Consider the following 11,492-nt stretch of genomic DNA (forward strand, 5'->3'; position numbering starts at 1 on the left):
ATCGAACCTCGCGCTCGCCAGTGGGAGCCAGTTGTTGTTCTTAGTCGGCCTTGCCGCCGGGGATGCCCAGATGTTGGCGGATCCGGTCGGCCACCGCCTCTGCCACATGCTCCTGGTCAGTGTGCAGGTGGATGGTGTGGCTCTTCTCCTCCGCGGTTAACGGTTCAAACCAGGTTTGCTGGGCGTCCAGCAATTCCTCGGTTGCCTCGGAGGCATCGCCCTTGCGATTGCGGATCCACTCCCGGCGCAGATCTTCCGGCGCCTCGCAATGGATCAGGGCAAAGGGCACACCCTGATCTTCGGCTATCGATGCCAGCAGGGCCCGCTCTTTCTGTTTCAGGCTGGCGGCGTCCACAATCACCGGAAAACCGGCTGCCAGAACGTGACTGGCAAGCTCCGCCAGCCGCTGATAGGTTTTCTCTGTCGCTTCTTCTGTGTAAAGATTGCCGCCGGTCGGTGAGCGGGAGCTGTCGAGTGGGGCCAGTCCGTGCAGGCGCTTGCGCTCGACATCGGAGCGCAGGCGTATCAGCCCCAGTTCATTGGCCATGGCGGCGCTGACGCAGGTCTTGCCGCTGGCGGACAGCCCGGTGGTTGCCAGCAGATAGTGATTCGGAATAGTGCCGTAATCCTCGGCCAGTTGGGCGTAGGCTCGATAGCGCTGCATCAGGTCGGCTTTTTCAGCATCGGTGAGCCCCGGGTTCCCCATGGTAAACAGGGCGATCTTGGCGCGCACCATAGCCCGGTATGCCTTATACAGCGGCAACAAGGGCAGGGCTTCGAAGTCGTCGCGGTATTCCAGGTACGTATTGAGCACCTGATTGGCAAGGGCGCTTTCCCCACGGGACTCCAGATCCATCAACAGGAACGCGAGATCGTTGATCACGTCGATCCATCGGAAGGGCTCGTTGAATTCGATGCAGTCGAAAACGGTGACCTCGCCCTCGAAGCGGGTGATGTTCGCCAGATGCAGGTCGCCGTGGCACTCCCGGACCATACCGCTGGCGCGGCGAAGGGCAATCAGCTCCCGGTGGCGCTCGAAGGTGGATTCGGTCCAGGCCTGGAGGTTGTCCAGCTGCATAAGCAGATCCGAATCGTCAATCATCGGACGGATCTGGTCGAAGTTCTCCTGCATGGCGGCAAACACGGCTTCCGGGGTGCCAAGCGGTTTTTCGTCCGGCACGGCCGGTAACTGATCGTGGAAGGCGGCGACCTGCCGGGCAAGATCGGTCAACAGCTCGGGTGCCAGCTCCCCCTGTTCCTGCAGGCGATCGAAGAGATGCTCCTGGCCGAACTGACGCATCTTGATGGCGTATTCGAAGGCTTCTCCCTCCCCACCGAGGATGGGGTTGTCGGGCGTGCCGGTGATGGGTACCACCTCCAGATACAGTTTGTTGGCCAGTCGCCGATTGAGCCTGAGCTCCTCCTCGCAGAAATGCTTTCGGCGATCGAGGGTGGAGAAGTTCAGGAAGCCGAAATCCATGGGCTTCTTGATCTTGTAGGCGTAGTCACCGGTCAGGATCACCTGTGAGATGTGAGTTTCGATAACCTGCAAACCATCGACAGGATGGTCGTACAGGTCTGGATTCTGCATGGCCAGAATCAGATTGCCTGGGGATGTCTCACTCACCGTGCTCTCCTCGCGTTCCCTGAACCCATTGATTTTTCTTGCTCTATCATAACGGGCAGATTACAGAAATAACACACGGATGGCCTGCCTTCCTCACCGCTCCCTTCGTTATAATCGCGGCATGAAAAAATCCAAAGCATCTTCCAGCCCGAGGCGAAAGCCCTCCAGACGTTCCTCCAACAACGGTCGCCGGCCGTGGTTCTGGCGTTTTATGTTCCGGTTATGTGCCATCGGTCTCGTTTTGCTGGCTGGCTGGATGGTTTACCTCGATGCCGTGGTGACCTCCCGTTTCGAGGGCCGGCGTTTCGAGGTTCCGTCCCGGGTTTACGCGCGCCCTCTGGAGCTTTTCGATGGCGCCAGCGTCAGTGCCGGTGCCCTGGAGAGGGAACTGAGCCTCTCCGGTTTCCGTAAGGGTGACGGCAGGAAATCCGGCAGTTACCAGCGCACGGGCAATCGCTTTGTGATCAGTACCCGGGGCTTTTCCTTCCCGGACGGCGATGAACCCAGGCGCAGGATCTCACTGATGATATCTGGCGATCGGGTTCAGGGCTTTTCGGTGATTGAAGGCGATAATGCCCCGATTGTGCGGCTTGAGCCGGCGCAGATTGGCGGCATCTACCCGGCGCACAAGGAGGACCGGGTGCTGGTTCAGCTGGATGAAGTGCCGGCCCTGTTGCCCACCACTCTGATGGCGGTGGAGGATCGTAACTTCTACGACCATTTCGGCATCGCGCCACTTTCTATTGGCCGGGCCATGCTTGCCAACATCCAGGCCGGGCGCATCGTTCAGGGTGGCAGCACGCTGACTCAACAATTGGTGAAAAACTTCTTTCTGACTCGAGAGCAGACGCTGGTGAGAAAGGCCAACGAAGCCCTGATGTCGGTGCTCCTGGAGTTGCACTATGAAAAAGACGATATCCTCGAAACCTATCTGAACGAGGTCTACCTCGGACAAGCCGGTACGCGCAGCATTCATGGTTTCGGTCTTGCCAGCCAGTTCTATTTTGGCGAATCCCTCAAGGATCTGGATGTGCACCAGATCGCTTTGCTGGTGGGCATGGTCAAAGGCCCCAGTTACTACAATCCGCGCCGCCACCCGGAGCGCGCAACCGAGCGGCGGAATCTGGTGATTTCTGAAATGGAACAGGCCGGCCTCATTGAGCCGGGGCGCGCGTCCAGGGCTCGTGGATTGCCGCTGGGCGTCAGTGAGCGCCCGTCGTATTCGGAAAATCGGTACCCGGCCTATATCGATCTGGTTCGGCGACACCTTGCCCGCGATTACAAGGAAGAGGATCTGCGCAGTGAAGGTTTGCGGATTTTCACGACCCTGAACCCGGCGATCCAGTACGCGGCAGAGTATGCGGTAACCGATACCCTCCCGAGGCTGGGCGGTGGGCAGAATGCCGAGGCGCTGGAAGCGACTCTGGTAGTCACTGCGAAGGATTCCGGGGAAGTGCTGGCACTTGTGGGTGGCCGCGACCCGCAATTTGCCGGGTTCAACCGGGCACTGGATGCCAACCGTCCCATCGGATCGTTGATCAAGCCGTTTATCTATCTGTCGGCGTTGCAGGAGCCGGAGAGGTATACCCTGACCACACCGGTGCTGGATAAGAGCTTTACCCTGGAATTCGACGATGGCAAACGCTGGCAGCCCAAGAACTATGATGGCGAGGAGCGGGGCGAAGTACCCCTGCACAAGGCCCTGTCCCACTCTTACAACCTGCCTGCCGTGCGTGTCGGGCTGGATATCGGAGTGGATCGGGTGCAGGAGACGCTGACAGCGTTCGGCGTCGATACCCCGATTTCACGTTACCCGTCGATGCTTCTGGGCTCGGTTTCCATGAGCCCGGTGACCGTGGCGCAGATCTATCAGGGGCTGGCGACATCCGGCTTCAATACGCCGCTGCGCACGATCCGTGAAGTCACGGACGCCGGCGGTGAGGCGCTATCCCGTTACAGTCTTGAAGTTGAGCAAGTGGCCGATCCCGCCGCCGTGCACCTGGTGCAATACGCAATGCAGGAAACCATGCAGGAGGGGACAGGACGCTCTGCCTATTACACCGTGCCTGAAGAGCTCAGTCTTGCCGGCAAGACCGGCACCACCGATGATGGTAGGGACTCCTGGTTTGCCGGGTTCAGTGGCGACCTGCTTGCGGTGGCCTGGGTTGGGCGGGATGATAACGGGCCAACTTCACTGACCGGGGCCAGTGGCGCTCTGCCGGTGTGGTCGAGGTTTATGGCGCAGGTTCCCCAGCACGGCTTCTCGCCGGTGGTACCCGACGGGGTCAGTTATCACTGGGTGAATTCGGAGCGGCAGGCACTCACAGACGAATACTGCGACAATGCCCGCCTGCTGCCCTACATTGCTGGCAGTGAACCCACGCAGACAATTTCATGCTCCGGAACTCTGGAACGTCGAATCCGGGGTTGGTTTGAAGGACTGTTTCAATGATTGACCGACTTTCGTTAAGGACTGCCCTGATCGCCACGCTGCTATCCGTGGCTGGTTGTGCTTCCGGGCCAGGAGGCGGAATCTACGTGCCGATCGGCAGTGAGCCGGCCAAGGCGCCCGAACCACCCAGAACCAGTACTGATAGCGAAGAAAGCGAAGCCCCCGTGTGGCGCAAGAGCGAACAGCCAGAGGCGGCTTCGGAAACCCGGGAACCGGCCCGGTCCAGCTCCCCTAGCTATCGGGAAACCGGGGATGGGCTCTCACCGGCGGCGCTCAGCCTGGTACGTGAGGCCGATCAGCTGTTGGCCCAAGGTAACGTCTCTGGCGCTATCGCACGCCTCGAACGGGCACAGCGGATCGCCCCCCGATCTGCGGAGGTGTATTTCAAGTTGTCCGAGGCCTATGTGGCGGGTAATCAGTTGGGCTCAGCGGAGCAGTTCACCCTGAAGGGGTTGTCCCTGGCGGGAAGTGATATTCGGCTGCAGAGAGCCGGCTGGCTGTTGCTGGCGGATATTCGCCGGGCTCGAGGTAATGTGGCGGGTGCGGATCAGGCCGAGGAAAGGGCCGCCGCACTCTAACTGTTTCTTGCCTGGCAGGCGGTCCCTGTTGTTCAGCGACCGACTGCCAGGACAGGTGCTTATTCGACCAGAGGAATCAGCTCGGCTTCGGTTGTCTGGTTGGCAACAACCTCAAGGCTCTGTGTTCCCTCGAAGTCAAGGTTGTCATCCTCCTCGTTGTTGTCCTCCTGGCAGCTGTAACTGATGGTGTAGTTACCCTCTGGCAGGAATGCTGCCGTATAGCTGTAGAGGCTAGATTCATCATCGAGCTCAACCGGCACAATCATTAAAGGGTTGCCTTCCTCATTGTTTACATTCAGATCTGAGGTTTCGGCATTCTCACCAGAGAAGACGTAAACAGCGCCGTCATACTCACAATCAGCCACACCGTCGTCTTCGAGGCGCGTCGAGCGGATCAGCGCCACATCAACTTGTCCACTGATAGAGCCAACCTCAAGGTTGTTGACCAGTCTCAGGGACGGTTTCAGCATATAGTCGGCCAGGGCCTTACCCTGAGGGTCGACGATGGACTTGCGCACGTCAAAGTCGATGGTGAAGTTGGTGGTTGTGTCTGCGGCCACCAGGAATTCACCCTTAAGCTTGAGGCCACTTTGCTCGCCAGACGGAACTGCCAGTGAGTACTCGCTGTCGCCTGTAGATTCGCGCTTCACAAACGAGTTATCCGTGTCGACAATCAGTCGAAGCTCGGTGTATGTGCCGGCAGGTACTTCTTCATCTGTAATCAGAGGTTCGCTCAGGCCACCCTGAAGATCCAGCAGATTCACCTGTTCGAAGCCTTCAAGGGGAAATTCCACCCATTGTCCTTCCTCGGGTTTTAAACGAATTTCCGTGAAAGCAATGGTGACATTGCGCAGGTCCATGGCCGGGGCGTCGGTAATACCAAAGGACACTGTTCCGGTGCCCGAGGACGCTGAACTGTCGCTACCACTGCCACCACAGGCCGCCATGCCCGCAGCAAGAGTTGAAATGGCAATAAGTTGAACCGAACGTTTCATATAAACCTCCAAGGTTTATTTGCTGGACTCATAGCGAAGCAACATCGCTACCTGACTCCACCCTCACGCTGCGGTAGAGGGCAGAGTTCCGGAAATTTTGTTAACGTTCCCTAATGTCCGGGCAACCGTTGAATCGTCAGATCGGGAACGCGGCCAATGCATCGGCCCGGCGACTTGAGATAGACTGCGCCGCTGGCATGAACCCACGCAGGTAAACAACGGCTTTGGCAATTTTTCCTTTCAAGCCCTCGAAGTCCCGGCGTTTCGACGCCCTGGTGCGGCCCCATCTGGATGCGATGTACCGGTTTGCTTACCGTCTGGCGGGTCAGCAACAGGATGCTGAGGATCTGGTTCAGGATGTCGTGGTCAAGCTGTTCCCAAAGCTTGATGAGCTGGAAAGCGTTGACCAGCTAAGGCCCTGGCTGAATCGGGTGCTCTACAGGCAGTTTATTGATCAGGTGCGGCGTAAGAACCGACAGAGTGACCGCCCGTTGACGGAGCTGGTAGGCAGTGAAAGCCAGGCCGATTGGCTGGACAGCCTTGAATCCGACAGTGTTGGCCCGGATCTGCAACTGGAGCAGTCGCGCCTTGGACCGGCGTTGGATCGGGTCATGATGACTCTGACGCCCGATCAGCGAACTCTTTTGTTGCTTCATGATGTGGACGGCTGGCGCCAGGAAGACATCGCGGAGGTGCTGGACATCCCGTTGGGAACCGTGAAATCGCGATTGCACAGGTGTCGGGCCGCCCTGCGAAAGAAATTGCAGCGGGAGCTGGAACCAACCGAGCCGGCCGGACGTGTGGGGGAGTGAGGTGAAGACAATGTCCTGCAATGAAATCCGGGTGGATCTACCCGACTACATCAACAATGAGCTTTCCGCCCCCGCCCGTGACCGGGTGCAGGAGCACGTTGCTGCCTGCACGTCGTGCAGAGGGTGGCTTGCCTCGGAGCGGTCTCTGAACCGGGCGTTGCAGGAACAGTTCAGCGTTCCGGCACCTTCCCCTGATTTCCACAATCGTGTCTTGTCTTCGGCCCGAGGTGCAGTCAATCCGACGGCCGGATGGAGCCACGGGGCGCTGGGTGGCGCCATTGCGGCAGCACTCGCGCTGGGCATTGGTCTGGGTGTCTTTTTGCAGCCGGGTGGTGTTGCTGACATTGCAGACCCTGCCGTTGCGCTATCGGAAAGTGCGAGTGAAGAACCGGCAATCGGAATTGCCGAACCGGTTGAAAAACTCGTGCGTCTTGCCTTCCACTCCGGTGAAGCCCTGGAAGATGTCACGCTGACTCTGGAGCTGCCGCCCAATGTGGAGGTGGCCTCCTGGCCGGGTCAGCGAGAGCTTAGCTGGCAGGTGAGCCTGAATGCCGGGGAGAACGTTTTGTCGCTGCCCCTGAAGCTCCTCTTTCCCGGTGCCGGTGAGTTGGTGGCCCGACTGGACACCGGAGATCGACAGAAAACCTTTCGGGCCCCGATTCCCGAATATCCACAACGCTCGGTCGAGGATCCCGAATCATGACAGGTTGCAGGTTCTTATTGAGTGCCAGGCTGGTCGGATTGCTGATGTTGGGGTTTTGGGTCCCTGCAACAACACTGGCTAATGATGATCTGGATGTTACCATGCGCATGGTGACTGACGACGCAGAACTCACCGATTCGGTCGTGCGGGAAATCGAGTTGCCCCGCACTATCGGAAAACCCGAGAATCCGGGTGAGTCTGGCTCTCGCGGGCTGGATGCGGCGAGTGAAGCCCGAGAAAGGGGGCGCGAGTTTGGTGAGTCCATGTCCGAAAAAGCCAGGCAATCCCGGGAGCTGATCAAGGGTAAGCCTGAGTTACCGGAGCGGCCGGAACGCCCAGAGCTGCCGGATGCACCAGGGCTGGATCGCTGAAACCGGATATATAACCGGTCCTGCCCCGCGTGGATTAATCCGGAGAAACCTGTTTGCTGGTATTTTGGCGCGCCCTGTCCCTGATCCTGTTGTTAATGCCCACGATGATTCTTCAGGCGGCTGAAACGGAAGCCGGCATGGAGGATTTCCGTGCCGGCGTTGAAGCCTTTGAAGCAGGAGACCTGAACGCCGCGAAACAGCGCTTCCAGAGGGCCGTTGATGCTGGCCTGAGATCTCCCTCGCTTTTCTATAACCTCGGTGTTGTCTGCTACCAGCTGGGCGATTATGGCGCCGCTGAATCTGCCTTCCGTTCCTTGCTCGACGGCGCCAATGGCGCCCTGGCGCGTTATAACCTCGGTCTGGTCGCGCTTGCCACGGAGGAGTCTGCCGAAGCCCGTCGCTGGTTCGAGCAGGCGTCGGCCGAGAGCGCTCCGGATAAAATCCGGGCACTGGCCCGAGCGCAACTGAATAAACTGGATGGTGGATCGCCCCGGTTGGCCCGCCAGCCCTCCATTCGCGGCTATCTGGGTATCTCTGGCGGTTACGATTCCAATATTGCCGGCCTGCCCGAGGATACGGCGTCGAGTGAAGGTGGGATGTTCCTCGAAGCGCTGGCTGCCGGAACCTACGAGCGGCCAGTCGGTACCCGCTCACGGCTTGCCCTCGATGCTGCCGCCTATTCCCGGGAACATCCGTCCGATGACGAGTACGACACTCAGGTGGTGCAGGGACGACTGGCCTGGTCTGAGACCCTCGCTGCAGGTGAACGCGGCGCTCTGGTGTCGTTGGTGAAGTCCTGGTTTGGCAGCGAATCCCTTGAAACCCGATACGGCATCGAGGGGTTTTATCGTTGGCGTGCGTGTTCGCTACCCGTAGCCCCGGATCAATGTGGAATCGCCCTGGCGGCGGCTACCGTGAATGGTGGTTCAGGCTTCGAGGCCTATGACGGACAGTGGTATCGGGCACGCGTTCATGCGCGGAAGTACCTGGGACCCTGGCGATTGGACGGCGACTACTCATTGGAAATCAATGACCGGCGGGATCTGCAAACAACCAGTGAGTTTATCAGTGTCTCACCTACCCACCACACACTGGAATTTGCCGGTCGCTACCGCTGGCGGCCAGATATCGTATTCGGAACAACCAGCTCTGTACGCCACAGTCGATACCGGGACGCCCATCAGTTGGTGTCCGGGGAAGGCGAGAGCGGTCGCAGAACAGATAACCGTCTGGAGATCGGATTGCTTGCGGAGAAGTCTCTGGACAGCCTTTGGCTGGTCCGGGGGGAGTGGCTGGTTCGGGATAACAGAAGCAGTCTGTCGCAGTATGACTATCAGCGCCAGACGCTGATGTTCACCCTGGAAGGGGCCTTCTAGCTCTGCAAGGCAAAGCCAGAAGGCCGGCTACCCGTTACAGTCCTGCGTTTCTCAGGCGGTTGGCGTGTTGCTTGAAAACCGCTTTTGGATCAGTTTCGAAGAGGCTATGCAGGCCCAACGCCTGATTCACTTCATCCAGATGGTTCATGAAGTAATTATCCCGGATAACCTTGCCAAACCGGCTGCTGCAGCGGCCTACCAGACCGTCGTTCTGGCTGAAGCCGAAGGCGAGGCTGGTGGTGCCCAACAACGCGTCGGATGGATCCAGTACGTTGGTCAGAACACCGGTGCCACCCCAGGAGTAGAAGCGGACACCATTTGCCGAGTAGGCGCCTTCGCCGCAAGAGGTGGTTGGAATCCCGGCAGGGGCAAAGCTGTTGAATTCGGCGCTGCCCTGGGTGGTGAGGGATTCCAGGCTTGACCGCAGGTCCTGGTTATAACCGCCACCGGACAGCAGATCGATAAGCCCACCCAATGCATTTCCCAGACTGGCCGCCAGGCTTTCGGCAGGGGATCCGTAGATAAGGTCGGCGACCGGCGAGCCTTTATGGGGCGAGCCGACGGACGTCACTGAGGCGACCAGATCCGGCCGCACCCTGGCGATGTAACGGGCCGTGGGGCCCCCGTGGCTGTGGCCAATCAGATTGACCTTGCCGTGCACGGCGGCGATGGCCTGTACCTGCGGCAGAAGCGCTTCACCGCGAGCAATGGTGCTGTCCAGGGCGGGCACCTGAGTGGTGTAGACATCAGCGCCGTATTTGCGGAGATCCTCGGCGACGCCGTACCAGTAGTCCACGCCGGCAATCGAATCAAAGCCGAACATGCCATGCACCAGCACAACCGGGTAGCGAGTATCCGTATAGTTTGAAGGGGTAGAGTCCCACCACCAGGCGGCGGAGGGGGCCGACCAGGCCACAGTCAGGGCCAGGGCCATTGCTTGGATCCAGAGTTTCATTGTCGTTCCTACAGTTTGATGTTGTGTTTGTTATTCAAACTGCGGCTCAACCTAACGGGTTGCTCCAGAGACTTCCTGCTCGTACTGCATCTGCCTGTAGGCAGACCGAGTGCTTCCGTGCGCTGACTTGATTTTTGTCTTTGTTAGATTGGTGCCGTCAGAGCATCTCGGTAGAGATTAGATCAACATTTGATCAGGCGGGATGGTAAGTCAACGGCACAAGAGGCCAGGCAGGGGTGTTCGCCGTGGAACTGTGATGCTCATCACATCGGTGGCCCCGCAGGACATGTTCCGACCTGCGGGGCAGCGATGGGGACAGCGGAAATATCAGAGCGTGGCCATGACCTTTTTGGCCGCCGCTACCGTATCGGCGATGTCCTGTTCGGACAGTGCCGCTGTCGTAAAGCCAGCCTCAAAGGCGGATGGTGCCAGATATACGCCTTCTTTAAGCATGCCCTGGAAGAACTTCTTGAACCGTTCGACATCACAGCCCATCACCTGGTCAAAGCGGGTAACAGAGCTTTCCTCGGTAAAGAAGAATCCGAACATGGCCCCGGCACTCTGGACCGTCAAAGGGATGCCAGTGGCGTCAGCGGCTTCTTTCAGGCCGTCGCGAACGGCATTGGTTTTCTCGGTCAGCCGGTCGTGGAAACCGGGCTCGGAGATTGCGTTCAGTGTCGTCAGGCCGGCGCACATGGCCAGGGGGTTACCGCTCAGGGTGCCTGCCTGGTAAACCGGTCCCAATGGTGAGATGTGTTCCATGATTTCCCGTTTGCCGCCAAAGGCGCCGACCGGAAGTCCGCCACCAATCACCTTGCCCAGTGCGGTGAGGTCCGGGGTTACGCCATACAGCCCCTGCGCGCCGCCAAGGGAAACCCGGAACCCGGTCATTACTTCGTCGAAGATCAGCACGGTGCCGTGCTCGTCGCACACTTCCCGCAACCCCTCCAGGAAGCCTGGGACCGGTGGAATGCAGTTCATATTGCCAGCGACCGGCTCTACGATAATCGCGGCGATCTGGTCGCCCATCTCCCGGAAGCATTCGCGAACGCTGTCCATGTCGTTGTAGGTCAGCGTGATGGTGTGCTCAGCCAGGCTGGCGGGGATGCCCGGGGAATTCGGCACGCCCAGGGTGAGGGCGCCGGAGCCTGCTTTGACCAGCAGTGAATCCACGTGGCCGTGGTAGCAGCCCTCGAACTTCACGATCTTGTCGCGACCGGTGTAGCCCCTCGCCAGGCGGACAGTGCTCATGGTGGCCTCGGTACCCGAATTCACCATGCGGACCAGTTCGATGGATGGCACCAGTTCGCACACTTTCTTGGCCATCTCGGTTTCGAGGGCGGTCGGCGCACCATAGCCAACGCCCAGATCAACCTGCGCATGCAGGGCGTCTTTGATGCGTTGGTCACCGTGGCCAAGAATCATGGGGCCCCAGGAGCCGATGTAATCGATGTAGCGCTGATCGTCTTCGTCGTAAAGATAGGCGCCCTGGGCGTGCTTGAAGAAAATCGGCGTGCCGCCAACGCCTCGAAAGGCCCGGACCGGAGAATTCACGCCACCGGGGATGTATTTCTGGGCCTGCTCGAACAGGGTTTCGGAGTGCGTCATGGATCTGGGCTCCTG

General features: G+C 59.2%; 10 protein-coding genes. 6 read left to right on the forward strand and 4 right to left on the reverse strand.

Annotated elements, in window-relative coordinates:
* Nucleotides 1-40: 40 nt before the first annotated feature.
* Nucleotides 41-1,591: an AAA family ATPase gene (locus ACGK9W_RS20300; RefSeq protein WP_405421120.1), complete on the reverse strand. Its 1,551-nt coding sequence runs from the start codon at nucleotides 1,589-1,591 to the stop codon at nucleotides 41-43.
* A 157-nt stretch (nucleotides 1,592-1,748) separates the two neighbouring features.
* Here ACGK9W_RS20300 and mrcB point away from each other — a divergent pair, with 157 nt between their 5' ends.
* Nucleotides 1,749-4,079 carry a penicillin-binding protein 1B gene (gene mrcB, locus ACGK9W_RS20305; protein WP_108019623.1) on the forward strand — a complete coding sequence of 777 codons (2,331 nt, stop codon included), beginning with the start codon at nucleotides 1,749-1,751 and terminating at the stop codon, nucleotides 4,077-4,079.
* Entirely contained in the window at nucleotides 4,076-4,657 is a 582-nt protein-coding gene (locus tag ACGK9W_RS20310; protein ID WP_405418441.1) for a tetratricopeptide repeat protein, read from the forward strand. The genes mrcB and ACGK9W_RS20310 overlap by 4 nt, the downstream gene beginning before the upstream one ends.
* Before the next feature lie 59 nt (nucleotides 4,658-4,716).
* Here the strand turns inward: ACGK9W_RS20310 and ACGK9W_RS20315 are convergent, their stop codons facing one another.
* Nucleotides 4,717-5,652 carry a DUF4382 domain-containing protein gene (locus ACGK9W_RS20315; protein WP_405418443.1) on the reverse strand — a complete coding sequence of 312 codons (936 nt, stop codon included), beginning with the start codon at nucleotides 5,650-5,652 and terminating at the stop codon, nucleotides 4,717-4,719.
* Nucleotides 5,653-5,876: 224 nt separating this feature from the next.
* Between ACGK9W_RS20315 and ACGK9W_RS20320 the strand changes: the two genes are divergently transcribed.
* The 4 genes from ACGK9W_RS20320 to ACGK9W_RS20335 are packed head-to-tail and all read left to right on the forward strand — an operon-like array spanning nucleotide 5,877 to nucleotide 8,914.
* Nucleotides 5,877-6,464, forward strand: a complete 588-nt coding sequence (locus tag ACGK9W_RS20320) for an RNA polymerase sigma factor (RefSeq protein WP_008173164.1) — start codon at nucleotides 5,877-5,879, stop codon at nucleotides 6,462-6,464.
* 10 nt (nucleotides 6,465-6,474) lie between these two features.
* Nucleotides 6,475-7,167, forward strand: a complete 693-nt coding sequence (locus tag ACGK9W_RS20325) for an anti-sigma factor family protein (RefSeq protein WP_405418445.1) — start codon at nucleotides 6,475-6,477, stop codon at nucleotides 7,165-7,167.
* Nucleotides 7,164-7,538, forward strand: a complete 375-nt coding sequence (locus ACGK9W_RS20330) for a hypothetical protein (protein ID WP_405418447.1) — start codon at nucleotides 7,164-7,166, stop codon at nucleotides 7,536-7,538. Before ACGK9W_RS20325 ends, ACGK9W_RS20330 begins: the two co-directional genes overlap by 4 nt.
* Before the next feature lie 53 nt (nucleotides 7,539-7,591).
* The gene (locus tag ACGK9W_RS20335) at nucleotides 7,592-8,914 is read left to right on the forward strand and encodes a tetratricopeptide repeat protein (RefSeq protein WP_405418449.1); all 1,323 of its coding nucleotides are present in this window, start codon (nucleotides 7,592-7,594) and stop codon (nucleotides 8,912-8,914) included.
* A 34-nt stretch (nucleotides 8,915-8,948) separates the two neighbouring features.
* On the opposite strand, the gene ACGK9W_RS20340 is transcribed toward ACGK9W_RS20335, so the two are convergent.
* Both ACGK9W_RS20340 and hemL read right to left on the reverse strand, forming a co-directional pair.
* The gene (locus ACGK9W_RS20340; protein WP_273070297.1) at nucleotides 8,949-9,869 is read right to left on the reverse strand and encodes a triacylglycerol lipase; all 921 of its coding nucleotides are present in this window, start codon (nucleotides 9,867-9,869) and stop codon (nucleotides 8,949-8,951) included.
* 327 nt (nucleotides 9,870-10,196) lie between these two features.
* Complete coding sequence (gene hemL, locus ACGK9W_RS20345; RefSeq protein ID WP_008173155.1) at nucleotides 10,197-11,477, reverse strand: glutamate-1-semialdehyde 2,1-aminomutase; 1,281 nt, start codon at nucleotides 11,475-11,477, stop codon at nucleotides 10,197-10,199.
* Nucleotides 11,478-11,492: the final 15 nt, after the last annotated feature.

This window comes from Marinobacter flavimaris, assembly GCF_045057155.1.
GTDB lineage: Bacteria > Pseudomonadota > Gammaproteobacteria > Pseudomonadales > Oleiphilaceae > Marinobacter > Marinobacter manganoxydans.